General features: G+C 44.3%; 22 protein-coding genes. 13 read left to right on the forward strand and 9 right to left on the reverse strand.

Annotation, left to right across the window (positions count from 1 at the left end; all coding sequences use genetic code 11):
• Positions 1-112 precede the first annotated feature (112 nt).
• From DYU05_RS18195 to ileS, 3 genes are read right to left on the reverse strand one after another with little or no spacing between them, the layout of a single operon-like run.
• Positions 113-718: a lipoprotein signal peptidase gene (locus DYU05_RS18195; RefSeq protein ID WP_117384573.1), complete on the reverse strand. Its 606-nt coding sequence runs from the start codon at positions 716-718 to the stop codon at positions 113-115.
• Positions 719-1,102: a TraR/DksA family transcriptional regulator gene (locus DYU05_RS18200; protein ID WP_117384574.1), complete on the reverse strand. Its 384-nt coding sequence runs from the start codon at positions 1,100-1,102 to the stop codon at positions 719-721.
• The gene (gene ileS, locus DYU05_RS18205; RefSeq protein ID WP_117384575.1) at positions 1,099-4,512 is read right to left on the reverse strand and encodes an isoleucine--tRNA ligase; all 3,414 of its coding nucleotides are present in this window, start codon (positions 4,510-4,512) and stop codon (positions 1,099-1,101) included. The genes DYU05_RS18200 and ileS overlap by 4 nt, the downstream gene beginning before the upstream one ends.
• Before the next feature lie 423 nt (positions 4,513-4,935).
• Here ileS and DYU05_RS18210 point away from each other — a divergent pair, with 423 nt between their 5' ends.
• Together DYU05_RS18210 and DYU05_RS18215 are read left to right on the forward strand one after the other, a co-directional pair.
• On the forward strand, positions 4,936-6,594 hold the full coding sequence (locus tag DYU05_RS18210) for a M28 family metallopeptidase (RefSeq protein ID WP_117384576.1): 1,659 nt from the start codon (positions 4,936-4,938) through the stop codon (positions 6,592-6,594).
• Positions 6,595-6,631: 37 nt separating this feature from the next.
• Positions 6,632-6,847, forward strand: a complete 216-nt coding sequence (locus DYU05_RS18215; RefSeq protein ID WP_117384577.1) for a hypothetical protein — start codon at positions 6,632-6,634, stop codon at positions 6,845-6,847.
• On the opposite strand, the gene DYU05_RS18220 is transcribed toward DYU05_RS18215, so the two are convergent.
• Positions 6,844-7,620 (reverse strand): SDR family NAD(P)-dependent oxidoreductase, encoded by a 777-nt coding sequence (locus DYU05_RS18220; protein ID WP_117384578.1) that lies wholly within the window; start codon positions 7,618-7,620, stop codon positions 6,844-6,846. The two genes, DYU05_RS18215 and DYU05_RS18220, sit on opposite strands and share 4 nt — an antisense overlap.
• A 76-nt stretch (positions 7,621-7,696) precedes the next feature.
• Here DYU05_RS18220 and DYU05_RS18225 point away from each other — a divergent pair, with 76 nt between their 5' ends.
• The 3 genes from DYU05_RS18225 to recO are packed head-to-tail and all read left to right on the forward strand — an operon-like array spanning position 7,697 to position 9,017.
• On the forward strand, positions 7,697-7,891 hold the full coding sequence (locus DYU05_RS18225; protein WP_117384579.1) for a hypothetical protein: 195 nt from the start codon (positions 7,697-7,699) through the stop codon (positions 7,889-7,891).
• A gap of 42 nt (positions 7,892-7,933) precedes the next feature.
• A complete protein-coding gene (locus DYU05_RS18230; protein ID WP_117384580.1) occupies positions 7,934-8,302 on the forward strand; it encodes a diacylglycerol kinase family protein in 369 nt (122 codons plus the stop codon).
• Positions 8,292-9,017, forward strand: coding sequence for a DNA repair protein RecO (gene recO / locus DYU05_RS18235; RefSeq protein WP_117384581.1), 726 nt, complete (start codon positions 8,292-8,294; stop codon positions 9,015-9,017). The genes DYU05_RS18230 and recO overlap by 11 nt, the downstream gene beginning before the upstream one ends.
• Before the next feature lie 3 nt (positions 9,018-9,020).
• Here the strand turns inward: recO and DYU05_RS18240 are convergent, their stop codons facing one another.
• Positions 9,021-10,424 (reverse strand): MBL fold metallo-hydrolase RNA specificity domain-containing protein, encoded by a 1,404-nt coding sequence (locus tag DYU05_RS18240; protein ID WP_117384582.1) that lies wholly within the window; start codon positions 10,422-10,424, stop codon positions 9,021-9,023.
• A 133-nt stretch (positions 10,425-10,557) separates the two neighbouring features.
• Here DYU05_RS18240 and DYU05_RS18245 point away from each other — a divergent pair, with 133 nt between their 5' ends.
• Together DYU05_RS18245 and DYU05_RS18250 are read left to right on the forward strand one after the other, a co-directional pair.
• Positions 10,558-10,929: a BlaI/MecI/CopY family transcriptional regulator gene (locus DYU05_RS18245; RefSeq protein WP_117384583.1), complete on the forward strand. Its 372-nt coding sequence runs from the start codon at positions 10,558-10,560 to the stop codon at positions 10,927-10,929.
• Positions 10,930-10,931: 2 nt separating this feature from the next.
• Positions 10,932-12,920 (forward strand): M56 family metallopeptidase, encoded by a 1,989-nt coding sequence (locus DYU05_RS18250; RefSeq protein ID WP_117384584.1) that lies wholly within the window; start codon positions 10,932-10,934, stop codon positions 12,918-12,920.
• Between the two features lie 58 nt (positions 12,921-12,978).
• Here the strand turns inward: DYU05_RS18250 and DYU05_RS18255 are convergent, their stop codons facing one another.
• Both DYU05_RS18255 and DYU05_RS18260 read right to left on the reverse strand, forming a co-directional pair.
• A complete protein-coding gene (locus DYU05_RS18255; protein ID WP_117384585.1) occupies positions 12,979-13,725 on the reverse strand; it encodes a class I SAM-dependent methyltransferase in 747 nt (248 codons plus the stop codon).
• Between the two features lie 8 nt (positions 13,726-13,733).
• Complete coding sequence (locus DYU05_RS18260; RefSeq protein ID WP_117384586.1) at positions 13,734-14,255, reverse strand: serine acetyltransferase; 522 nt, start codon at positions 14,253-14,255, stop codon at positions 13,734-13,736.
• Positions 14,256-14,357: 102 nt separating this feature from the next.
• Between DYU05_RS18260 and DYU05_RS18265 the strand changes: the two genes are divergently transcribed.
• Complete coding sequence (locus tag DYU05_RS18265; protein WP_117384587.1) at positions 14,358-15,641, forward strand: glycosyltransferase family 4 protein; 1,284 nt, start codon at positions 14,358-14,360, stop codon at positions 15,639-15,641.
• Positions 15,638-16,387: a glycosyltransferase family 2 protein gene (locus DYU05_RS18270; RefSeq protein ID WP_117384588.1), complete on the forward strand. Its 750-nt coding sequence runs from the start codon at positions 15,638-15,640 to the stop codon at positions 16,385-16,387. Before DYU05_RS18265 ends, DYU05_RS18270 begins: the two co-directional genes overlap by 4 nt.
• Positions 16,388-16,401: 14 nt before the next feature.
• Here the strand turns inward: DYU05_RS18270 and DYU05_RS18275 are convergent, their stop codons facing one another.
• Entirely contained in the window at positions 16,402-18,219 is a 1,818-nt protein-coding gene (locus DYU05_RS18275; RefSeq protein WP_117384589.1) for a serine hydrolase domain-containing protein, read from the reverse strand.
• A complete protein-coding gene (locus tag DYU05_RS18280) occupies positions 18,206-19,837 on the reverse strand; it encodes an amidohydrolase (RefSeq protein ID WP_117384590.1) in 1,632 nt (543 codons plus the stop codon). The genes DYU05_RS18275 and DYU05_RS18280 overlap by 14 nt, the downstream gene beginning before the upstream one ends.
• Positions 19,838-19,972: 135 nt before the next feature.
• Between DYU05_RS18280 and mutL the strand changes: the two genes are divergently transcribed.
• From mutL to DYU05_RS18300, 4 genes are all read left to right on the forward strand, one after another.
• Positions 19,973-21,832, forward strand: a complete 1,860-nt coding sequence (gene mutL / locus DYU05_RS18285; protein WP_117384591.1) for a DNA mismatch repair endonuclease MutL — start codon at positions 19,973-19,975, stop codon at positions 21,830-21,832.
• Between the two features lie 89 nt (positions 21,833-21,921).
• The gene (locus DYU05_RS18290) at positions 21,922-22,638 is read left to right on the forward strand and encodes a rhomboid family intramembrane serine protease (protein WP_117384592.1); all 717 of its coding nucleotides are present in this window, start codon (positions 21,922-21,924) and stop codon (positions 22,636-22,638) included.
• Positions 22,639-22,674: 36 nt separating this feature from the next.
• Positions 22,675-23,559 carry a rhomboid family intramembrane serine protease gene (locus DYU05_RS18295; protein WP_117384593.1) on the forward strand — a complete coding sequence of 295 codons (885 nt, stop codon included), beginning with the start codon at positions 22,675-22,677 and terminating at the stop codon, positions 23,557-23,559.
• Positions 23,549-24,658 carry an endonuclease/exonuclease/phosphatase family protein gene (locus tag DYU05_RS18300; RefSeq protein WP_117384594.1) on the forward strand — a complete coding sequence of 370 codons (1,110 nt, stop codon included), beginning with the start codon at positions 23,549-23,551 and terminating at the stop codon, positions 24,656-24,658. Before DYU05_RS18295 ends, DYU05_RS18300 begins: the two co-directional genes overlap by 11 nt.
• Positions 24,659-24,692 lie beyond the last annotated feature (34 nt).

Consider the following 24,692-nt stretch of genomic DNA (forward strand, 5'->3'; position numbering starts at 1 on the left):
GTTGATCATTTTTAATGTAGATGCACTAATATACGCAAAACACATTAAGCGTGCTTTGCAAGGCGGCACTTAAAACAAGAAAGGCCGCTTACGCGGCCTTTATATAGTTGTGTTAGTCTTCCACCATTTCGCTGTGGGGTTGGCTTTCCTCCGGTTCGGGTTGCTTAAAATACCGTTTCTGATTAAATAAGATAAGGACAACCCCTACCGATATTGCCGAATCGGCAAGGTTAAATATCGGCCGGAAGAATATAAAATCTTCTCCACCCCATACAGGCACCCACGCCGGGAAATTGCCGGTGAGCAGCGGGAAGTAAAACATATCTACCACACGGCCATGAAACAACGGCGCGTAGTGATAAATTACGCCGTACAAGGTCGAGTCGATAATGTTACCTACCGCTCCGGCTAAAATAAGGGCCACCATCATAATAAGCCCCCGGTGGTACTTGTGCTGAATCAAATATACCAGGCCGTAACCTATCCCGCAAACTGCTACTATACGAAACAAAGTAAGGGCAAGCTTTCCAAATTCACCGCCCAGTTCCATGCCAAATGCCATGCCATTGTTTTCGATGTAGCGCAGCATACCACGGTTGCCAAGGAAGTGTATCTCCTCGCCAAGGAACATGTTCTTCCGCACCCAGATCTTAATGATCTGGTCGAGCAGTACAATCAACGCGGCAGTAAGGAAGGGTTTCGTATAAGCAGCCTTCATTTATTGCTTTAATTTTGCTTCCATAGTAAGCGTGGTGTGCGGTACCGCACGCAAGCGCTCTTTAGGAATAAGCTTGCCTGTTTCGCGGCAAATACCGTACGTTTTATTCTCTATACGTACCAAAGCAGCTTCAAGCTGTTCAATAAACTTTTTCTGGCGGGCAGCTAACTGGTTTATTTGCTCTTTCTCTAAAGTAGCGGAGCCGTCTTCCAGTGTTTTGTAAGTACCGGCAGTGTCATCAGTACCGTTCGCGTTAGGCGAGCTAAGCGATGTAGCCAATGCGTTCAGCTCTTCTTTAGAGCTGCGCAATTTTTCTAACAGCAGGTCTTTAAATTCCTTCAACTCTGAGTCAGAATATCTTGTTTTTGTTGATTCTTCTTTCATTTAACTTTTTCTATAGATATTATTAGTTCAATTCCGTCTATCTCTGCTTTGTCGCCTTCATGCAGCTCAGTATCAAGCACTACGCTGTCAGCTAAAATTTCGGCGCAAATATAAGATAAATTGTTTTCCAGCGCTTTCCAGATATTGCCCGGGCAATTCACCTTTACATTTATCCTGTCGGTCACTTCAAATCCTTTGTCTTTGCGCAAGTTCTGTATCCTGTTAACCAACTCGCGTGCTATACCCTCCTGCTCTAATTCTTCGGTTATCGTAACATCTAAAGCCACGGTTAGTTTTCCCAAGTTAGCAACTTGCCAACCCGGTACATCCTCAGCTATGATTTCTACATCTGTAAGTGCTATCTGGTACTTGTTATCCAGTACGGCAATGGTACCATCTGTTTCCAGTTGACTTATATCTGCCTGTTCAAACGCGTTAATGGCAGCGGCAACGTCTTTCATGTCCTTACCCACTTTAGCGCCCAGCGCCTTAAAGTTTGGCTTTATCTTCTTTTTAACAAAACCGGCTGTGTCGGTAATGTATTCAATATCCTTAATGTTGGTTTCAGACAGGATAAGGTCCTTCACCTTTTCTACCTGCTCTTTAAAGGTCTTATCCAGTATCGGCAGCAATATTTTACTTAGCGGCCGGCGTACCGGTATGCTCACCTTTTTACGTAGAGAAAGCACCAGCGATGATACATCCTGTGCCAGCTGCATACGCTCTTCTAAAGCGGTATCAACCTGTGCGGCATTATATTCAGGGAAGTAAGCCAGGTGTACCGATTCAAACTCTTCCTTGCGCGTTACCTCGTTCAGGTCACGGTATAAGCGATCAGCAAAGAACGGGGCTATAGGAGCCATCAGTTTGCTGATGGTGATCAGGCAAGTATACAGGGTTTGGTAGGCAGAAAGCTTATCTTCGGAATTGTCTGACCTCCAGAAACGGCGGCGGCTCAGGCGAACATACCAGTTGCTCAGGTGCGCGTCTACAAATTCCTGTACAGCACGTGCGGCTTTCGTCGGCTCAAAATCCGCGCAGAAAGCATCCACTTCCTTGCTTAATGTGTTTAGCAAAGAGATGATCCAGCGGTCAATCTCCGGCCGGTCGTTAAAGTCTATTTCCGCCTCGCTGTAATTAAATTTATCAATATTGGCGTACAGTGTAAAGAACGAATAAGTATTATAAAGCGTACCGAAGAACTTGCGGCGTACCTCGTCCAGTCCTTCTATATTAAATTTAAGGTTGTCCCATGGTGCGGCATTGCTTATCATGTACCAGCGGGCGGCATCAGGCCCATACTGCTCAATGGTTGCAAACGGATCTACCCCGTTACCGAGGCGTTTGCTCATCTTGTTGCCGTTCTTATCCAGCACCAGGCCATTGCTTATCACGTTCTTAAACGCTATGCCGCCATTACCTACAGCAGCATTTACTTCTTTCACCTCTTCGCTTGCTTCGCTCAGCATTACAGCTATAGCATGCAGGGTAAAGAACCAGCCACGGGTTTGGTCAACACCTTCGGCAATAAAGTCTGCCGGGTAAGCATTTTTAAATTCGTCCTTGTTCTCGAACGGATAGTGCCACTGCGCGTACGGCATGGCGCCGCTATCAAACCAAACGTCTATCAGGTCCGGCTCGCGGAACATCTTGTTACCGTTTGATGAAGTAAGGATAACATCGTCCACATAAGGGCGGTGCATATCTTCCAGCTTAAAGCCTGCGGGCATAAAGCCGGCGGTTATCGATTTTTCAATTTCAGCGTTAAGCTCCGCAATAGAGCCAATGCATTTTTCTTCGCCACCATTCTCCTCGCGCCATATCGGCAGCGGGGTACCCCAATAGCGTGAACGGGAAAGGTTCCAGTCTACCAGGTTTTCTAGCCAGTTGCCAAAACGGCCTGTGCCTGTGCTCTCCGGTTTCCAGTTAATGGTTTTGTTCAGCTCCACCATCTTGTCCTTAACAGCAGTAGTGCGGATAAACCAGCTATCCAGCGGATAGTATAAGATCGGCTCATCGCTGCGCCACGAGTGCGGGTAGCTGTGTTCATATTTTTGCACGTTGAACGCTTTGTTCTCTTCCTTAAGCTTTATAGAGATGAGTACATCAGTAGGCTTAAAGTCGGCAGCAGCACGTTCTTCGCTGGTATAATATTCTTCTTTAACGTATCGGCCGGCGTAATCTGTAACTTCCGTAACAAACCGGCCCTGCTTATCTACAAGCGGTACATCCTTGCCGGTCTCGTCTTTCACCATTACCGAAGGCACGTTGTTTTCCTTACATGCCCTAAAGTCATCCGCGCCAAAAACAGATGCGGTGTGCACAATGCCGGTACCGTCATCCGTGGTAACAAAATCTGCCGGTATTACACGAAAAGCATTCTTCTCCAGGTCCTCGTTGGTTACATACGGCATCAATTGGTAGTAGTGTATGCCTAATAACTGGCTGCCTGTTAAATCATCTAAAGGGGTAAAAGCACCTGGAGTATTAACTTCCTTTTCTGTTCCCCATTCGTTTAACAAAATCCTATCTTTAAGAGGAAAGTATTTTGGCAGTAAGTCATCTGCAAGAATAAATAAACCCCTTTTACCAGTATACTTATTTTTGGATAAAACATAACGATATCCAATATTTTCGCCTACGGCTAATGCACAATTGGAGGGAAGCGTCCAAGGAGTTGTAGTCCAAGCAAGAATAAAAACGTCAGTGCTTTGTATAATCTGCCTTACATCATCTGTATCAAACGGGAGTAAATGTTTTTCTTCATCCCGTACCTTAAACTGGGCAGTAATGGTTGTATCTTTCACCATTTTGTAGGTCCCCGGCTGGTTAAGCTCGTGTGAGCTTAGGCCCGTGCCGGATTTTGGTGAATAAGGCTGCACGGTGTAGCCTTTGTACAGCCAGCCTTTTTTATACAGTTGCTGCAATATCCACCACAGCGTCTCAATATATTCGTTCTCGTAAGTTACGTATGGGTTTTGCAGGTCTACCCAATAACCCATTTTTTCGGTAAGGTCGTTCCATACGTCGGTATAACGCATTACCTCTTTGCGGCAGGCATCGTTATAATCCTTTACGCTTATCTTTTTACCAATATCGTCTTTAGTAATGCCGAGCGATTTTTCTACAGCAAGTTCAATAGGCAGGCCATGGGTATCCCAGCCGCCTTTGCGTTTTACCTGGTAGCCCTTTAGCGTTTTGTAACGGCAAAAAATATCTTTAATAGAGCGTGCCATTACGTGGTGAATGCCCGGCATGCCATTGGCGCTTGGAGGGCCCTCGTAAAAGGTATACGGCTTGCTTGCCGGCCTGCTGTTTATGCTCTTTTCAAATATGTTGTTCTGCTGCCAGAAGTCAAGTATATCCTTGCCTGTTTGCGACAGGTTTAACTGCTTATATTCCTTGTACATCAATATGTTCGCCTCGATTTTTAAAGGTTGCAAAAATACTGATTTTTATGTGAAAAAGTTAGAAAAGCCGCTGAATTTGGGTGATTTGAAAATGGCAAGTGGCAGACTGGCAATAAACGCCGGAGCGGGTCAGACCGGAAATTGCTTTGATCATAATGCCTAATTTTTGACCGGCAATTAAGCCTGATCGGTATATCATCACACTGTATCACCTCTCAAAAACTGTAACATGGTATCAAAAACTGTAACATGTTGCAACATCTATATTTCATAAGTAATTGTAATATAACTACTTATCAATTTACAACCTAATTTAAGTGTAACAACTGTAACACCCTATCGTGTTACAGTTGTTACACTACGGAGTGCTTTATATAAGCATTCTCATGACTATATTTGAACTATACAACCTTCATCAGTCCTATGAAACTAAACGCCTTACCTGTAATTGCCCTGTTTGCTGCTTTATCAGTTAGTTGCAACAGTAACGATAAAAAGCAAGCCGCGACAAAACACGTGGCAGACACGGCGCTTGCTGCCGATATAAAACACCACATCGCCGTATTGGCCAATGATTCGCTACTGGGCCGCAAGCCATTTACAAAAGGTGAGGACAAGACAATAGCTTACATATCTTCTGAGTTTAAGAAGCTTGGTTTAGAGCCCGGCAATAACGGCAGCTACTACCAGGATGTTCCTATGGTAGAAGTTACGCCTGCGGCAGCCCCCACCTTTCAGGTGAGCGGCAAGGCAAACCTTACAGGACTGAGATCGGGCATCGACTTTGTAGCAACCACCCGCCGGGAGATGGCGACCGTTGACCTAAAGAACTCGCCGCTTGTATTTGCCGGCTTTGGTGTAGTAGCACCGGAGTACAACTGGAATGACTACAAAGGCCTTGATGTAAAAGGCAAAACCGTAGTGGTACTGGTAAATGATCCCGGCTTTAAAGCAAAAGAGCGCCTGTTTAAAGGCGATACCATGACCTACTACGGCCGCTGGACTTACAAGTATGAGGAAGCAGCCAGGCAAGGGGCAGCAGGTGTAATTATCGTACACCAGACCGAGCCGGCAAGCTACCCGTTCTCGGTAATCGGGAATAGTAATACCGGAGCTAAATTGTACCTCCAGCAAGCCGACAAGCACATGAACCGCTGCCAGGTAGAAGGCTGGATAACGGAGGACGTAGCCAAAAAGCTGCTCGCAGGAGCGGGTATCAGTGAAGATATGCGCGATTATGCACGCAGAAAAGACTTTAAAGCCGTTCCGCTGAACAGCAATATATCGGTTTCTATTAAGAACAAGCTAAAGTATTCATTATCTCACAACGTAATAGCTACGCTTAAAGGCAGCACCACACCAAACGAATACATACTTTACAGTGCCCATTGGGACCACTTTGGTGTTGGCAAACCCGATGCAAAAGGCGACAGCATTTATAATGGAGCTATTGATAACGCAAGCGGCGTAGCAGCCATATTGGGTGTAGCTAAAAAGTTTGTGCAGGCTAAAGAAAAGCCAAAACGCTCCATTGTGTTCCTGGCGGTTACGGCGGAAGAGCAGGGCTTACTCGGCTCCGAATACTACGGCACACACCCGGTTTACCCATTGAACAAGACAGTTGCCAATCTGAACATTGATGCTTTATCAGCCTTTGGCGAAACCACCGACCTTTCCATCACCGGTAAGGGACAGAACGATCTTGACGACTATGTAGAAGCCATAGCCAAACAAAATGACTGGACAGTTACCGGCGATGCTACACCCGGCTCGGGCAGCTACTACCGCTCGGACCATTTTAACTTTGCAAAGGTTGGCGTACCCGCATTGGATATGCACACAGGCGTAGCCTCTGCTGACAAGGGCGAGAACTTCGGAAAGGATAAAGAGAAGGACTATAATGAGAACCGGTATCATCAACCATCAGATGAATATACCGAAGAGATGAACACCGATGGCATGGCTCAGGCTGCCGATGTTATGTACGCCATAGGCGTAAAGCTTGCAGGCGAAAACACTTTCCCCGGCTGGAAAAAAGGATCTGAGTTTAAGGCTATAAGAGATAAGTCGATAGTGAAATAGCCTTGCTTTTAACATGTATTGTTCCTAGCTTTAATGTATGACAACAACAACCCGGTTTTACATTGCATTAATAGCTGCTATAGCATCGGTTATCGTGTTCATATTATCAACGTACACGCTATCCTTCGGAAATGGAGAGCCTGCAAATTTCCTGCAGGGCTTCTCAGGCGGTCTTGGTTTTGGATCGTTCCTGGGTGTGATCACTTATGGCATTAAATTGCGCAAAGAAAAACAGGAACGCCTCGCGGCCTAGTAAATGGCGCGGCTTGCACCACCATCTACCTGTATCGTTTGGCCGCTAATGTAACTTGCCTGTTGAGATGCCAGGAAAGTTACCAGAGCAGCTAACTCTGTAGGATCACCAATTCTGCCCAGCGGAATGGCCTTTGCTTTTTCCTTCATTGCAGTTTCTGTATCCACATCTTTAGGTAAGGTGTGCTTTATACGGTCAGTTAGTATGAGTCCCGGTGCTACGTTGTTTACCGTGATGTTATAAGGCCCAAATTCGTCGGCCATCATTTTTGCCATACCTACAACCCCCATCCGCATCGCAGTAGAAAGCACTGAGTTGGCCAGCACCGCCTTCACCGATCCACTGATGATATTGATAATGCGCCCGCCGCCAGTAGGCTTCATGTACGGCAAAACTGCCTTGCTGGTGCGCGCTACGCTCAACAGGTTCAGGTCAAATGCTTTCTGCCATGCTCCATCGTCAAAGTTCTCAAACTTGTCAAAAGGAGGTCCTCCGGCGTTGTTCACCAGTATGTCTATGTGCCCGTAAGTTTCGGCAGCTTTCGCAATAAAAGCGCTTAATTCGTCCGATTTGGATACATCCACAGCAATAGCCACAATCTTGTTCCTGGTTAATGCGGAAATCTCTGCGGCTACCTTATCCAGCTCAGTTTTGTCCCGTGAGCCGATGATCACCTTTGCACCTTCCGCCGCCAACGTTTGTGCAATTGCTTTACCAAGACCTTTGCTGGCTGCCAGCACAAGAGCTACCTTACCGGTTAGTTTAAGATCCATATTATGGTGTAAGTATACAAGCAAACGTAAGAATTTTAGGCAATGATGCCTATTGCTAATACGTATATTTACGGCAATGAAAAATCAGGTAACGCGCACCATTTTACTGCTTGGCATATCCATTGGGCTTTTTGCTGTTGTACTTCTGGTACCCGCTCCAAAAAATCCGCTTGTATTCCAAATAATTCGTGGGGCTTCAGGCGGCTTTGGTTTGGCAGGGTGTGTTAGCTTTGTTATGCTGCTGATTGCTCAACTTAGGGCGGGCAGGTGATTTTAGCTGATATTTTATGCAAATTTGTGTGACAGCTCGCCCATGAAAAAGTTCCTGCTTGGTTTTACTTTCGCCTTTAAAGGGTTGCGGTATGCATTTGCTACGCAGATAAACTTCCGGGTACATGTGTTTGCTGCTATAATTGCAATTGCAATGGGTTTCTGGCTGCACATCAGCGCTGCTGAATGGAACTGGATACTGCTGTGCATTGCTATGGTGCTCCTTACTGAACTGCTTAACACCGGAATAGAAACGCTTACCGACCTTGTTTCTCCTGGCTACAACGTACTAGCCGGCCATGTTAAAGACATCAGTGCCGCCGCGGTACTGATTGTTGCTTTTTTTGCGCTCATAACCGGCCTCATCATCTATCTGCCAAAATTATTATTGCTTTTTGGCTATGCTGCATAAAACGCGCGGCATAGTTTTTAAAACCACCGACTACAGCGAAAGCAGCGTGGTAGTGCAGATATTTACAGAGAAGTTTGGCCTGCAATCATACATCATCAACGGTGCCAGGAAACCTAAAGCTAAAATAAGCCGCAACATGCTGCAGCCTTTGCACCTGGTAGATATGGTAGTTTATCACAAAGCAGCAGGAAGCATTCAGCGAATATCCGAGTTGAAAAACCTGCCGGTATTGGTTAGTATCCCGTATGATATTGTAAAGAGCAGCCTGGCCATGTTCCTGAACGAGGTGTTATACAAAGCCGTTAAACAGCAAACACCCGACGAAAATATCTTCGACTTCATTTTTAACGCTATAGAATGGCTGGATCACGCCGCAACCGGAATCGCCAACTTTCATCTTGTATTTCTGGTACAGCTAACGCGCTTCCTTGGTTTTTACCCGCGTAGTACACAATCAGCAGATGCAATGTATTTTGACATGAAGGATGGCGTGTTTACCAACTATCGTCCCGAAAGTTTATCTTATCTATCACCTCCACATACGCGCAACTTCCAAAACCTGCTGCAAAGCGGCTTTAGCCGGATAAAAGATATAAAGCTCAGTAATGATGAGCGCAGGTACCTGATTAATAAACTACTGGAATATTACGCTATTCATATAGAAGGCTTTGGAAACATCCGCTCACACGAAGTGTTGGAAGAAGTCCTGGGCTAAACCTTATTCAAGCACTACTTTCTCATGCTGATAGGGTATCTCTACGTTCTTAAAACCTTTTTCCTTTAGTTTTTCGGCAAAATGCTGCTGTACATCGTATTCACCATGTACCAAAAACAGTTTCTTTACCTGTGCCGGGTCCTGGCAAGACAGAAAATGCAGCAAGTCTTCATAATCGCCATGAGCACTCATGCTTTTTATGGACTGCACATCCGCATTAACTGTGTATTGGTCGCCAAAAATATAGACCTCTTTTTCGCCACGGGCCAGCTTGCCGCCTAAGGAGTTCGGCTCGGCATAACCAACCATCAATATAGTATTCTTCACGTTACCTATATTGTTCTTGATGTGATGCTTTACTCTTCCTGCTTCGGCCATACCTGATGACGAGATGATCACGCAAGGTCGTGCATCGTCATTCAATGCGATTGACTCCTGAGTGCTCTGCACAAACCGCAATCCTTTAAAACCAAACGGATCATCGTCAACCTTCAAAACTTCTTCAACTTCTTCATTATAAACTTCCGGATGATCTTTTAACACCTGGGTAGCTTTTTCTGACAATGGACTATCTACATAATAAGCTACGTCCGGCAGCACGCCCCTAAGTTCAAGTGAATTCAACGCGTATAACAATTCCTGTGTACGGCCAACACTAAAGGCCGGGATAATTACTTTGCCTTTTTTAATCTCACAGGTTTGCTTAATCACTTCCAACAACGCGTCCTCGATAGGCCCAATATCCTTATGCAGGCTGTCCCCGTAGGTTGACTCCAGCAAGATATAATCTGCCTGTGCAAAGGTTTGCGGACTTTTCAGCAGCAAGTCGCCATAGCGGCCAACATCACCGCTGAAGGTAATCTGTGTTTCCTTAGCATTTTCCAGTACGGTTATGTGTACCGCCGCACTGCCTAAAACGTGGCCCGCATCTGTAAACTTAAAGCGGACACGCGGAGTAATTTCATATTCTTCATGATAATCAACAATCTTAAAGAGGCGCATTGCGGCTATCGCATCTTCTTCGGTATAAAGTGGATCTAATGGCGGCTGGCCTTTACGCTCGCGATGCTTGTTGCTGTACTCCACATCCTGCATTTGAATTTTGGCAGAATCCATAAGCAGTATCCGCGTAAGGTCCATGGTTGGTGCTGTGCAAAATATTTGGCCTTCAAAACCTTCTTTGACCAGCCTTGGGATCAATCCGCAATGGTCTATATGGGCGTGCGACAGTATCAGGTAATCCACTTTGGTGGGGTTAAATCCAAAATGCTCGTTCATGTCTTCCGTTTGCTCGCCCAGTCCCTGGAACATTCCGCAATCCAACAAAATTGTAGTGCCGTCCTCAAGTCGCAACAGGTGTTTGCTGCCGGTAACGTTCCTGGCAGCGCCGTGAAAAGTAATCTCCATTTATAAAAGGTTGTGCGGTAACAACCAAACATGCAAATAAAAGTTTACTTAATAAAAAACTAAACATTTAGTTTAATTTTTCCGTTTAAAGTTTTACATTCGTTTATTACTTAAGTAAGTTGCAAGATCAATTATGGAAATCAAAGAGTTAACCCGTGCCGAAGAACAGATAATGCAGGTGCTTTGGCAGTTAAAAAAAGGGTTTGTTAAAGATGTGCTAGACATTTTACCCGAGCCGAAACCAGCGTACAATACCGTATCTACCATTATCAGGATACTTGAAACTAAGGGCTTTGTAGGCCATACGGCCTATGGTAAAAGCCATGAATATCACCCAATCATCAGTAAAGAACAATATAAAACTTTTGCTGCTGATAAACTGCTTACAGGCTACTTTGACAACTCGGTCAATCGCATGTTATCATTCTTCGTGAAAAAAGAAAAGATAGACCTGAAAGAAGCAGATGAAATAATGAAATTAATTGAGAAACTTAAAGACAAGTAGTTATGAGCTGGTGGAATTACCTGTTATTGGTAAACATTTACCTTGTACTGTTCTATAGCTTTTACGCGCTGCTGCTGCGGCGCGAAACTTTCTTTCAACTCAACCGCATTTACCTGGTAGGCGCAGCGTTGTTATCATTTTTTATCCCGATGATACAGTCAGACTGGATAAAAGACCTCTTTATTACTCAAAAAGTGCAATATGCAGTTTACGGTACCGCCGACATAAATATTACTGCACTTGCACCCATTAAGGATAGCCCATACACGATGGGGCAGCTTTTTGTAATGTTGTATGTTGGCGGAGTGGTGCTGCTGGCCTTGCGCTTGATGTGGCAGTTTATACTACTAAGGCGCATTATAAAACAGGCCAGCCCAACTGTACCTTATTCCTTTTTTAACAAAATTAATGTAGACGAAGATGCCGAAGGCAGTGACGTTATACTAGCACATGAGGAAGTACATGCAAAACAGTGGCACTCTGCAGATGTACTTATTATAGAGGCGGTAATGATCATTAATTGGTTTAATCCGGTAGTGTATCTGTACCGTTTCGCCATAAAGCATATACACGAATACATTGCCGACAGACAGGCCATTATAGCCGGCACAAACAAAGCTGATTATGCCATGCTGCTGCTGAGCCAAACATTTAGTACACCGGCGCACAGCCTGGTAAACCCTTTTTTTAGTAAAAGTTTATTAAGGGAGCGCATCTTAATGCTGCAAAAGGACAGATCGGCACGTATTAAATTGCTAAAATACGGCATGTCTGCCCCGTTGTTTATACTAATGCTGGTACTATCATCAGCAACCATAAGCAACAGCAGAGCTGTAAGCAGCATAAATAACAAAGCCGAATGGGTATTTAACCGCCCTGCAGATATGCTGATACCTGCAGAAGGCCAGCCTGAGGACGCGTTTAAAAAACAGTTAAGGGACGCCGACCTGGCACAGCTGATACAAGAAACCAAAGCGGCAGCAATTGCTGATACTTTAAATAATGGACAGATATATCTGCAGGTAGAACAGCAGCCAGGTTTCCCCGGCGGTGATGCAGCTTTTGGTGCATACCTGGCACGGGTTGTAAAGTATCCTAAAAAAGCACGCGAGCTGAACATACAAGGCCGTGTTATTCTATCTTTTATAGTTGAAAAAGATGGTAGCCTTACAGATGTTAAAGTGGTACGCGGCGTTGGGTACGGCACTGACGAGGAGGCTGTAAAAGCCCTAAAAAACTCACCGAAGTGGACACCTGGAACCCAAAACGGAAAGAAAGTACGTGTACAATACGCAGTACCCATCAGCTTTAGCTTGGCGGAAGAAAAAACACCGGTAAAAACATCAGCAACGGTAGACGAGATCAAGATAGACCCTGCTCCGGATAACGAGGTATTTACCGCTGTTGAAGAGCAACCTACTTTCCCGGGCGGACAGGCTGCCTTGTTCAACTACATCCGCAGCAATATACATTATCCGGCAGAAGCACGTAAAAACAACATTCAGGGGCGAGTAATCACTTCTTTCGTAGTAGGCAAAGATGGCAAGATATTTAATGCGAAGGTATTGCGCGGCATTGGCTACGGTGCCGATGAAGAAGCTGTACGTCTGATTAATGCTATGCCTAGATGGCGCCCGGGCATACAAAACGGAAGAACCGTACAGGTACAATACACTATACCTATCCTTTTTAGTTTAACCGTCGAAAATGAATCACCGCAGGTGCAGTTACAGGGTAATACCACGCCGAACAAGTATACTCTTGAAAGCAAAGATACCACAGCAAAGCAGCAAATCACCTTTGGCCTCAGAGGAGCAAACGACCCGGTTTATATACTTGACGGCAAAGAAGTATACGGACTGGGCAACATAAACCCAAACACAATTGAAAGCATCTCAGTGATAAGAGATAAATCTGCCATCATAAAATATGGCGCAAAGGGTTTAAATGGCGTTGTTTTAATTACCAGTAAGAAACCGGTTAAAAAGTAAGTCTTTCAGTTTAGTTAATTATAAACCCGACGCCAACAGCTAACACTGGGGGCGTTTTTTATTTAGTAGCTTTTACAACGATGTAAGGCGAGAGTGCCTTGCTATCTACCGGTACCAGCCTGGTAACTGCTTTACCGGCCAACCATATCGTCTTTACAATTGTCTTTGTAAAGCTGTTTTGTACAGATTTATTCTCCAGCCATACGCTGAACTTACCATGGTAATAAGCTTCTACGTTTTTCAATCCAAGCGCTTCGCAGCTGGTTTTTAGCAGGGCAAGGTCCATGCTGTTAATGTTGTGTTTGTCGTAATTTTCTTTGTCGAACTTACGCTGAACCCAGCCGTTAACACTTTTAAAGTTAGGCAGCGTGATAAACAACGTACCGCCGGGTTTCAAAAACTTGAGGTGCTCACCAATTATAAACTTAGTATCGTTAAAGTGCTCTATTAAACCAAAGGATAGCACCATATCATACAATTCTTCAGGCTTGTAAGCAAAAAGGTCCGCTTCTATGATGTTAATATCATTTTCTTTAAGGTCGTTAGCAGATAGCAGCTTATTGATGAGCTCGCGATGGATAAAGTAATCCAGCAATGTGGTATTTAAGCCTTTATACTTTTTTAAGTAAATGGCGTAATACCCGGGGAATCCACCCAATTCCACAGCAGTTTTGGCGTTGGTATCTTTAATGATTTTGCCGAGTATATCGCCAAAAACATAATCAGGTCTAAGCTTGAATATAAGCCCAATCCGTGACTCCCAAAAAGCTTTCCAAAACGCTCTGTCTGTTAAGTTATTCTCCATTTATCTGCTCACCCGGCAACAGCCGTAGTTTTATCTTCTAATACCCTTGCCGGGTTACCTACTGCTACACTGTTCGCCGGTATACTTTTTACTACCACAGCACCAGCACCTATGCTGCAATTATCGCCTATGGTAATGTCTCCTATTATGCAGGCGTTAGCACCTATGTCTACGTTGTTGCCTATTTTTGGACAGTTGCTTAAAGTGCCGTCAGCAAGTTTCTTATTCCCTATAGTTACGCCGTTTCGCAATGTGCAGCCCTCCCCGATTATAGTTTTGTAATTTACCACCAATCCTTGCCCATGATAGAAAATTAAATTTCTACCTGCGCGAAGCTTACGTGGCAACTCTATTCCTAAGCTCCATTCCACAAAAAAGCGATAGAACATCAGGTATGGAAAAAAGATGATCTTAAGCAGCATGTAGTGGTTAATACCATTTACCAGCCGGAACATAAACAGCACCAAACGCGCCTTTACATTGCCCCGGTTGGCCTGCCAATCCTGGAAGAGATATGCAAAAGGGTTCATGCGCCGTTGTATATTAAATCAAATTTTTGGCACCTGTTAGGGTGAAGTGTTCAAAAGTAAAATTTTTAATTTAGTATCAGTATACTTGCCCGATAATTGACCATGGCTATAAAGGTTGCATTAATAAACACAGCAGATTCCGGCGGCGGCGCAGCGGAGGCTTGCATGCGCTTGTTAAAAGCGCTACGTGAGCAGCAGGTTGATGCCACCCTTATAGTGCAGCATAAAAAGCGCGACAACCCGGCTGTTTACAGCACAGAGCGGTCAGCCTGGGACAAGGCTCGGTCAAACATCAACTTCTTAGCAGAGCGGCTGCCTTTTATTGCTTTGTACGAGCGGGACCGAACCGTTAGATTTGCGTTCTCCACTGCTAACACCGGTACCGATATTAGCCGGGAAAAAGTGATTCAGGATGCTGATATCCTCCACATTCATTGGACAAACTCCGGTTTCCTGTCAACAAACGATCTGAAGAAACTTATCCGGCTGAACAAACCTGTTGTATGGACGCTTCACGACATGTGGCTTTTTACCGGGGGGTGCCATTACGCCGGTACATGCGACCACTTTAAGCGCGAGTGCGGCAATTGTTATTTCTTGCGTAACCCTCAACCAAACGATCTATCCTATACCGGCTGGCAACGCAAGAACCGCATGCTCATAAATGCCGAAAACATTAGCGTAGTTACCTGCAGTAATTGGCTTGGAGAGGTTGCCAAAGAGAGTTCGTTACTACAAAATGCCAGCATACAAGCTATCCCAAACCCTATTGATACGGATGTATTCTCACCAAGAGAAAAAAATGCTGCACGTAAAAAGTGGAATATAGATGCAGGCAAGAAGATAATCTTGTTTGGGGCTGCTAACATTGCTGACAGACGCAAAGGCTTAATCTACCTGGTTGAAGCACTTCAAACATTAAAAAATATTTATACCGGCACTCAGGATGTTGAAATTGTGATCTTCGGTAAGAACAAGCGCTTTGATGTAACAAGCCTTGCCTTTAAGGTACATCAGCTCAGCATTATTACTTCGGCGGATGATTTGGCGGAGATATATAGCCTCGCCGACGTTTTCTTGCTGCCCTCCATAGAAGATAATCTGCCGAATACCATTATGGAAGCGATGTCTTGTGGCACACCGGCTTGCGCATTTAACACAGGTGGCATTCCGGATATGATAGATCATCAAATAAACGGCTATCTGGCAGAGTTCAAATCTGCGGCTGATCTTGCTGCAGGCGTGCATCAGGTACTGTTTTCCGGCGATCATCACTTGATGGCACAGGCAGCAAGAACCAAGGTGCTTCAGGAATTCAACAATAGTAAAGTTGCGGGCCAATATATAGGACTTTACAACTCTTTACTTGAAAGGCAGATGGCATGAACCCAACCTTGTCGGTCATCACTGTTGTCTACAACAATGTCAGGGACATTGAGCGCACTATTCGCTCTGTAGTAAATCAAACTTACACCAATATTGAATACATAGTTATAGACGGACAATCTACCGATGGCACACTCGAGATTATCAAAAGCTACAGTAGCCGCATCAAAAAGCTGGTAAGCGAACCCGACAAAGGTATTTATGATGCCATGAACAAAGGCCTTAACCTGGCTACTGGTGAGTATGTAATTTTCATGAACTCCGGCGATGAGTTTTATGCGAACGACACCGTTGCAAGGGTTTTCGGAACGTCAGAAGATGCAGACCTCTACTATGGTGAAACAGAAATGGTGGATGCTGAGCGAAACAGCCTTGGCCAACGCCGGCATAAGGCACCAGAGAACTTCACCTGGCGGAGCTTTAAATATGGAATGAGCGTAAGCCATCAGGCCATCTACATCCGGCGATCGCTTGTTGCGCCATACGATAGCAAATACCAGCTAAGCGCCGACATAGACTGGATCATTGGCGCGGCTAAGAAAGCTCGTAAAATTGTTAAGGTAGAAGGTTACGTAGCCAAGTACCTGGTAGGTGGTATGTCTAAAGCTCGCCACAGGCAAAGCCTGCAAGAACGTTTTGACATTATGCGCAAACACTATGGTTTGCTACCTACGGTACTTAATCATGCGGTTATTGCATTTAATCTTGCCTGGTATCGGCTTAAGAATAAACGCACCAACGACTAGCTCTTTAAGTTCTGTTACAACCCGGCAGCTATTGCGTCGTAGATAGCATCCTGTATTCTTGGGCGTATGTTAAGGCTCGACAGTTTGTTGCCAACATTTGGATGCACCCGGTTAGATAAAAATATGTAAACCAGGTTTACTTTAGGATCTACCCAAACGCAGGTGCCAGTAAAACCGGTATGGCCGTAAGTTTGCGGCGAAGCCAACTTAGATGGATAGTGCCTTTCGGCAATAGGATCCCACCTGTCAAATCCAAGACCTCTACGACTTACATCGGTCTGTTTAGCAGTAAACAGATCAACTGTCTCGGGTTTAACATACTGAACACCGCCGTAAGTACCACGGTTTAGCATCATCTGATAAATAATACCTACGTCATTAGCACTTGCAAATAATCCGGCGTGGCCTGCTACACCGCCCATTAGCGCCGCAGTAGGATCATGAACGTAGCCGTCTATAAGCGTGCGCCGATCACGCTTATCATCCTCAGTTGGAGGGATACGGCTTGCAGGAAAACGATTTAATGGTAAAAAGCCGGCCGTTTGCATACCAAGCGGATCATAAAATTGCTTCTGAACGTAAACGTTTTCAGGCGTAGCTGTGATTGTCTCAAATATCTGTTGCAAAAAGCACATCCCTACATCACTGTAAACATACTGCCCACGTGTTTTTAGGGCTGAGTTTAACATGGCAGGCCACATTACATCTTCGAAATAGTTTTTACGAAGGTAGTAGCCGTCATTAACTTTTGTGGGGTATGCTGCTGAAGAATCCGACCTATAGTCTCCGGCCTTGATCTTGTCGAAGGTAGGGATATCAGGTATAAGACCGGCCTGATGCTCAAGCAACTCTCGAACTGTTAGGGTTCTTTTATTTGTTGGCCTGGTAGTAGGCAGGTAAGTACCGGCTGTAGAGTCCAGATTAAGCTTGCCCTGATCATAAAGCTGCATAGCCTCCATTGTGGTGGCCGTTATCTTTGTCATGGATGCCAGATCATATATATCATCAATCCTGTTGGCTATCTTATTATCGTAAGCATGGTATCCGTAAGCCTTGTTATAAATCACCTTACCATCTTTAATAACCATTACTACACAACCCGGTGTAGCACGGTTACTTATTGCTTCGGCAGCAATTTTGTCTATCGCCTGTAAATTACTTGTGCTTACTCCTGCATCTTCGGGCACTGTATATTGTAAACGGGTCTTTGATGTGAGGAAACCACCCCCGGCAACGTATTTAGGAGTAAAAGTTTTTGTTAATTTTTGCGTGATAGCTACCCCACCAAAAATTGCCTGTGCATTAAAAAAAGACGAAACAACCGATTGCCGTTCCGACCATAGTATAGGAGCAGTGATATCGTTTAACTTTATAAGACCAGGACTCGCTCCAATGTAAGAAACTACCACATTCTTGATCTTCTGATTTGTTGTAATAAAGTCTATTACTTGCCGGTTAGCTATGTCAATGTCGGTAAGTTGTACTATCAGTGTAGTAAAGAACTTGGTATCCATAGATAGCGCTGCCGTTGTTTTTGCACCTAAGTACTCGTTGCCATTAAAGCTGGTTACTTTAGCATACTTGTTTAGCAAACTGTCAAACGCCATAAAGTCCCGTGAGAAAAAATGGACACTGGCTATTTTATTCACCTCCAGGTTTTGAAGTGGTATAATCTGCTTTTCATTATTTAACAGAACTGTACTTTGTTCTACCGCTTTTTGCTCCTGCACATAAGCTCTCCCCGTAAAAGGCGGGTTTTGCGCACATGCAGAGCTGAAAATTATAAACCCGGATAACAACAGAAGGCAGGCATTGCGCTTACTTCTTTTCATATACTTTAACACCATTAACAAACGTCTTTAATACCTTTACACCTGGCAACTCACTGCCTTTCACTTTTAATATATCCTTATCAAGTATTACAAAATCGGCATATTTACCAACCTCTATACTGCCTTTTTCCTTCTCTTCAAAGTTTGCCTTTGCTGCCCAAATAGTCACACCCTTTAAAGCTTGCATTCGGGTTAACGCGTTCTCCATTTGAAAACCACCAGTGGGCAAACCTTTCAGGTCTTTACGTTCTGCAGCCGCATAAAATGTGTACATCGGGTTAATATTTTCGACGGGAAAATCAGTACCGAGGGGTATCCAGCCATTTTGTTTCATCAGAGACTTATAAGCATAAGCTGATTTCAACCTCTCTGCACCAAGGCGGTTTATGGCCCAGCTCATGTCAGATGTAGCATGAGTAGGTTGCACAGAAGGTATAATACTGTAATTACCAAAATACTGTACATCCTCCGGCGCTACAATCTGTGAATGCTCTATACGCCAGCGCTTATCGTTTTTACCCTTTAACACATCCGCATATATTTTGAGGATAACACGGTTGGCCGAATCTCCTATAGCATGCGTACACATCTGAAATCCTTTTGCTGCTATCTTCTCGGCAACTTGCTTAAAATGTTCTTTACTGCTCAGCAAAAAGCCATTCCAGTTTGCCTTATCAGCATAGGGCTTAAGTAAGCAAGCACCTCTGGAGCCGAGTGCGCCGTCAGCATAAACTTTAAACGCCCGTACGTTTAAGCCTGGTGTTTTATATGCTCCACGTTTAAACAGGTAATTATAATTTTCTTCCTTGTCCGCCAGCATTACGTACATGCGCATTTTTAGATCGCCTTTGTGCTGCAGCGCAGCAATAGTACTTACCATGGTGTAAGGAAGGCCACAGTCATCAACGGTGGTAAGCCCTACGGCAAAACAATTCTTTTGCGCATCCAGCAGGGCCGCCTGTGTAATCTGCTCAGTAGGCTCAGGTATCTTACGAGTAACAATACCAACTGCGTTATCTACCAGGATCCCCGTAAGTTTACCGTCTATAGTCTCTATTTGTCCGCCAATAATGGTTTGACCGGGTTTGATGCCGGCGATATTGAGCGCTGCCTGGTTGGCAATTGCAGCATGTCCGTCTACCCTGCTTAAGATAACCGGGCGCACCGGAAAAAGCGAATCAAGTTTAGCCTTGTTCGGGAACTGCTTGGCAGTCCAAAGGTTTTGGTCCCAGCCATTGCCGATGATCCAACCCTCTACATTTTTCTCTGAGTAATTTTTAACACTATCCAATACTGCGTCCCAGCTTTTTGTGCCTACCAATTTAACCTCTTGCAAGCCTAGTCCATATTCATAAAAGTGTGAGTGCGCATCTATAAAACCGGGGTAAACCGGTTTGCCACCGGCATCTATTACCTCTTTAGCCAGATACTTTTGCTCAAGTGTGTCGGCGTTGCCGACTGCAATTATCTTACCGCTACTTATAACGAATGCGTTAGCTGTAGAAAACGTGCTATCTACGGTATAAACAATTGCATTTTTAACCAGGGTGTCGGCATTATATTCTTTTTGTTTGCACGCTGCGAGCAAGATGAAAAGAAGAGGCCACAATTTCTTCATACGATAAACAGGTGGATGTAAAATAGATAGCTTAAAATACTAATACAAGTAAAGGGCGGTAAAGTTATGCAATCAAATAATTAATTTAGCATCCGGAATTATTTGACCTCCGGCACAAAGAAGGGACCATTTTAGATGCCAGATATAATACAGCTTTTACCCGATTCGGTAGCTAACCAGATAGCCGCAGGCGAGGTGGTACAACGCCCGGCATCGGCTGTAAAGGAATTGATAGAGAACAGTATAGACGCGGGTGCAGACAAGATTCAACTGATTTTAAAGGACGCGGGTAAAGCACTGATACAAGTGATTGATAACGGCTGTGGCATGAGCCTTACAGATGCCCGTATGTGCTTTGAGCGGCACGCTACATCAAAAATACGCAAGGCAGAAGATCTTTTTGCTATTCGTACCATGGGGTTCCGCGGCGAAGCAATGGCCAGTATTGCAGCTATTGCACAGGTTGAACTTAAAAGCCGCCGGCACGAAGACGAACTGGGCACCTGCATTACCATTGAAGGCAGCGAAGTAATAAAACAGGAACCTTGCAGCAGCAATACCGGTACATCTATATCCATAAAAAACTTGTTTTACAACACGCCGGCGCGGCGTAACTTTTTAAAGAGCAACCCTGTGGAAATGCGTCACATAATTGACGAATTTCAGCGCGTAGCGTTGGCCAATCCGCAGGTGTTTTTAACACTGCACCACGACGGGCAAGAAGTTTATCACTTACCAGCGGCATCGCTAAAGCAACGTATCATTCACCTGTTAGGGAATAATTACAATCAGCGCCTGGTACCGGTAGAAGAAGATACCACCATTATAAAATTGCACGGCTACGTTGGCAAGCCTGAGTTTGCCCGTAAAACGCGGGGCGAGCAGTTCTTTTTTGTGAATAACCGTTTTATAAAAGATGCTTACCTGAACCACGCGGTACTTACCGCTTTTGAGGAGCTGCTACCGGAAGATTCGTACCCGTTGTACGTGCTTTTTATAGATATTGATCCAAGTAAGATCGATATCAACGTACACCCTACAAAAACAGAAATAAAATACCAGGACGAAAAAGCTATTTATGCCATTATCCGCTCGGCAGTAAAACGATCATTGGGTAAATACAACATCACGCCAACGCTGGACTTTGACCAGGAGAACAGTATTGGTCACCTGATTACGCCGAAACCGTTTGAAGAAATTGTACAACCAACCATTGCGTTCAATCCCAACTTTAACCCCTTCGCTGCGGAAAAGAAACCCAGCAGGGAGTTGCCTTTTCTCCGCGACAATGGCCCGAACGATCACCGGTCTGCAATCCCTAAAAATTGGGACACCCTCTACGAGATAGCCAGGCAAGAAGAGATGGTGCAACAGGAAATGCACCAGGAAAAAACCATCCCGGTAAACGAACAGGAGATAACCAAAAGCGGCGAAAAGCAGTTTTTTCAGGTGCATAACCGCTTTATTCTGTCGCAAATTAAATCGGGCTTTATGCTTATCAATCAGCAGGCAGCGCATGAACGTATATTGTACGAACGCTTTTTGCTACAGCTGCAAAGCCACAGCGGGGTAAGCCAGCAAAGTTTGTTCCCACAATCTGTAACGCTTAATAGCGCCGATTATGAGTTATTGCGCGAACTATTGCCGGATATACGTGCGCTGGGATTTGATGTACGCGAATTTGGCCGGAATACCGTAGTAGTAGAGGGTGTGCCAGCCGACATCAGCAACGCTAACGAGCACGAACTATTAGAAAGGCTGCTGGAAGGTTTTAAAAACAACCTGGCTATATTAAAAGTTGATAAGCGGGATAATCTTGCCCGTTCACTTGCGCGCAACGCCGCTATTAAAAGTGGTACGCGATTGTCAATGGAGGAAATGAACCAGTTGATCGATCAGCTTTTTGCCTGCCAGATGCCTAATTTAGCACTGAACGGCAAACCAGTAATCACTACCTTTACATTGAACGAACTAGCGGAGCGCTTTGAAAAGTAGCACCTCGGCATATAAATCGCAATTAAAAACTTAAACTCGATAACAAAGCAGCGCATCTAGCGTCTTGCTAAGGAAATACAACAAAGAACATGCAATCACCTTTTGCCAATTTAACGCCGGTAGTAAAAAACCTGGTTATTATAAATATAATTTTCTTTATAGCAACTTACGCGCTGCGCCAGTTTGTTGACCTTGAAGCATTATTTGCAGCTTATTACCCTACAAACCCGGCGTTTAAACCGTGGCAACCTATTACCTACATGTTTATGCATGCGGGCTTTACCCACTTGTTTTTTAACATGTTTGCTGTATTTATGTTCGGGCCTTTATTAGAGCAAGTAATGGGCTCTAAAAAGTTTTTCAACTATTACTTTATAACAGGAATTGGCGCCTTTGCCTTGTATATGCTGGTACAGGCTCTGCAAATACATGCTATCACTGGGGGCTTTACCGTACCTCATTCCGAACTGGATAGCTCTTATTTCCAATACGGCGGCGGGCAGGAACAGGCACAAAAACTTTACAGCACGTTTAACGGACCAATGCTTGGTGCATCGGGTGCTGTGTTTGGTATTCTTGTCGGATTTGGCCTTTTGTTCCCGGAATTGGAAATGATGATTATATTCATTCCCGTTCCAATCAAAGCTAAATACTATGTACTTGGTTACGTTGTGCTTGAGCTTTATTCAGGAGTTAGGCAGGCATCTGGCGACAATGTGGCTCATTTTGCCCACTTGGGTGGTGCGCTTATCGGCTTTATTCTGATAAAGATTTGGGGGCTAAGAAAGACAAACAACTTTTACTAATCATTATTAGTTAAATAGGTATATAAACCCTGTTTTATGAGTGCTCTTTGGAAAGATATCCAATACAAGATGTTACGGTCGGGCAATAAGCTTACCTTGCTCATCGGTATTAATGTTATTGTTTTTCTAGTTATAAATGTTACATCTGTAATAGAGCAACTATTTACAGGTTTTGGCAACAGTGTAATTAAAAGCTTTACTGACGAGTACCTCTTATTACCATCCTATCTTCCTAAACTGCTTTATCGTTTCTGGACGCCCTTTACCTACATGTTTATGCATGCGGGTGTGTTACATATCCTGTTCAATATGCTTTGGTTGTACTGGATGGGGCAAATATTTGAAGAGTATTTAGGGAATAAACGCACCATTGGGCTGTATATACTAGGCGGACTTAGCGGCGGATTACTATTTATTGCAGCTTACAACCTTTTACCAGCCTTTACTGCTGTAAACGCGGCGCAGGGCGGCATTATAGTAGGTGCATCTGCAAGTGTAATGGCACTTGTCATAGCCACCGCCACACTACTTCCTGATTATACCATATCGCTCATTTTTATTGGACCTGTTAAGCTTAAATGGGTAGCTGTGTTCTATGTCATTATCGACTTCCTGGGCATAGCAGGGGGTAACGCCGGTGGTGAAATAGCCCACCTCGGCGGCGCGCTGTTTGGCTTTGTTTATATTAAACAACTTCAAAAAGGTAACGACTGGATAGGTGGCATAAACAAGCTGTTTACGCCTAAACCTAAGCTTCGTGTAGTAAACAACGAAGCTCCTCAAAAAAAATCTTCCAATAATAAACCGCGTCAGGAAGATATTGACCGTATCTTAGACAAGATCTCTGCATCAGGCTACGATGCGCTGAGCAAGCAGGAAAAAGAAACATTGTTTAGGGCCAGCAATAATAATGAAGGATAGTAAAGGACTAGGATTTTTCGGTAAAGTTTTTTTATGGGCCAACTGCGCCTTGTGCATTGCTTTACTGATTAGCTACCTTGCCCCATATACCGATCCCAGAAAAGTTTGGGTAATTGCTTTTTTTGGCTTGGCGTATCCCCCGCTACTGTTATTTAACTTTATCATGATCGTCTATTGGATGGTTAGGGGTAGGCTGTATTTTCTGCTGTCATTAATTACAGTTATTGTCGGCTACAAGATACTACTTAACAATGTCGGCTTCAGATGGAACAGCAACGAGCCACGGACGGCAAACAGCAATGCCATTAGAATTATGACCTATAATGCCCACGAATTTAAGCGTTATGGATCAGACAATGACATATCAACCAAGCACGAGATACTGCAATTAATAGCAGAGAATGATCCGGATGTATTAGGAATACAAGAGTTTTATACCCGAAAACGCGGGCAGTACGACATGATCGATTCCATAAAGAAGATCATGAAAAGCGAATTTTACTATTTTGAACCATTTTCCGTTAATTACGATCAGGCTGAAGGGATGGCTATCTTTTCGAGGTATCCAATTTTTAACTTTGGTCTTATCGCCCTTTCAGGTAAAACTACAGGTAACCAATGTCTTTTTGCAGATATCCAAAAGGGTGATAAAAAGATTCGCATCTACAGTATGCATCTGCAATCGATACGGTTTGAACCGGAAGACTATAAATACCTAGGCGATGTATCCAAGAAAGGCAAGGCAAATATGTCGGCAACCAAGCGCCTTGGCAGTAAGCTTAAAGCGGCTTTCCTAAAAAGGGCCGAACAGGTTTATACCGTTAAAGATCATGCAAAACAATGCCCTTATCCATACATATACTCAGGCGATTTCAATGATACACCTGCTTCATACGCGGTGAATGTTATGGCGACAGGCATGAAAAATACTTTTAGAGAAAAAGGCACGGGCATTGGCCGCACCTATAATGGCGATTTCCCAAACTACCAGATAGATTATATTATGGCAAGCCCGCATTTTGATGTAAAAGGTTACCAGATCATTCAAAAAAAACTGTCTGATCATTACCCTGTAACTGCAGATCTGTTGCTAAAATGACCTCCCTCTCAATTGCCTGACACGCTGAATATGA

The sequence above is a fragment of the Mucilaginibacter terrenus genome, from assembly GCF_003432065.1.
In the GTDB taxonomy this organism is placed as follows: domain Bacteria; phylum Bacteroidota; class Bacteroidia; order Sphingobacteriales; family Sphingobacteriaceae; genus Mucilaginibacter; species Mucilaginibacter terrenus.

What these genes read in the sequence shown, in the direction of transcription:
- DYU05_RS18275 (WP_117384589.1), bottom strand. Translation starts at nt 18,219, where the DNA reads ATGAAAAGAAGTAAGCGCAATGCCTGCCTTCTGTTGTTATCCGGGTTT.
- DYU05_RS18215 (WP_117384577.1), top strand. Translation starts at nt 6,632, where the DNA reads ATGACAACAACAACCCGGTTTTACATTGCATTAATAGCTGCTATAGCA.
- DYU05_RS18195 (WP_117384573.1), bottom strand. Translation starts at nt 718, where the DNA reads ATGAAGGCTGCTTATACGAAACCCTTCCTTACTGCCGCGTTGATTGTA.
- DYU05_RS18250 (WP_117384584.1), top strand. Translation starts at nt 10,932, where the DNA reads ATGAGCTGGTGGAATTACCTGTTATTGGTAAACATTTACCTTGTACTG.
- DYU05_RS18280 (WP_117384590.1), bottom strand. Translation starts at nt 19,837, where the DNA reads ATGAAGAAATTGTGGCCTCTTCTTTTCATCTTGCTCGCAGCGTGCAAA.
- DYU05_RS18270 (WP_117384588.1), top strand. Translation starts at nt 15,638, where the DNA reads ATGAACCCAACCTTGTCGGTCATCACTGTTGTCTACAACAATGTCAGG.
- ileS (WP_117384575.1), bottom strand. Translation starts at nt 4,512, where the DNA reads ATGTACAAGGAATATAAGCAGTTAAACCTGTCGCAAACAGGCAAGGAT.
- DYU05_RS18225 (WP_117384579.1), top strand. Translation starts at nt 7,697, where the DNA reads ATGAAAAATCAGGTAACGCGCACCATTTTACTGCTTGGCATATCCATT.
- DYU05_RS18245 (WP_117384583.1), top strand. Translation starts at nt 10,558, where the DNA reads ATGGAAATCAAAGAGTTAACCCGTGCCGAAGAACAGATAATGCAGGTG.
- DYU05_RS18220 (WP_117384578.1), bottom strand. Translation starts at nt 7,620, where the DNA reads ATGGATCTTAAACTAACCGGTAAGGTAGCTCTTGTGCTGGCAGCCAGC.
- DYU05_RS18265 (WP_117384587.1), top strand. Translation starts at nt 14,358, where the DNA reads ATGGCTATAAAGGTTGCATTAATAAACACAGCAGATTCCGGCGGCGGC.
- DYU05_RS18210 (WP_117384576.1), top strand. Translation starts at nt 4,936, where the DNA reads ATGAAACTAAACGCCTTACCTGTAATTGCCCTGTTTGCTGCTTTATCA.
- mutL (WP_117384591.1), top strand. Translation starts at nt 19,973, where the DNA reads ATGCCAGATATAATACAGCTTTTACCCGATTCGGTAGCTAACCAGATA.
- DYU05_RS18255 (WP_117384585.1), bottom strand. Translation starts at nt 13,725, where the DNA reads ATGGAGAATAACTTAACAGACAGAGCGTTTTGGAAAGCTTTTTGGGAG.
- DYU05_RS18260 (WP_117384586.1), bottom strand. Translation starts at nt 14,255, where the DNA reads ATGAACCCTTTTGCATATCTCTTCCAGGATTGGCAGGCCAACCGGGGC.
- DYU05_RS18295 (WP_117384593.1), top strand. Translation starts at nt 22,675, where the DNA reads ATGAGTGCTCTTTGGAAAGATATCCAATACAAGATGTTACGGTCGGGC.
- DYU05_RS18290 (WP_117384592.1), top strand. Translation starts at nt 21,922, where the DNA reads ATGCAATCACCTTTTGCCAATTTAACGCCGGTAGTAAAAAACCTGGTT.
- DYU05_RS18240 (WP_117384582.1), bottom strand. Translation starts at nt 10,424, where the DNA reads ATGGAGATTACTTTTCACGGCGCTGCCAGGAACGTTACCGGCAGCAAA.
- recO (WP_117384581.1), top strand. Translation starts at nt 8,292, where the DNA reads ATGCTGCATAAAACGCGCGGCATAGTTTTTAAAACCACCGACTACAGC.
- DYU05_RS18200 (WP_117384574.1), bottom strand. Translation starts at nt 1,102, where the DNA reads ATGAAAGAAGAATCAACAAAAACAAGATATTCTGACTCAGAGTTGAAG.
- DYU05_RS18230 (WP_117384580.1), top strand. Translation starts at nt 7,934, where the DNA reads ATGAAAAAGTTCCTGCTTGGTTTTACTTTCGCCTTTAAAGGGTTGCGG.
- DYU05_RS18300 (WP_117384594.1), top strand. Translation starts at nt 23,549, where the DNA reads ATGAAGGATAGTAAAGGACTAGGATTTTTCGGTAAAGTTTTTTTATGG.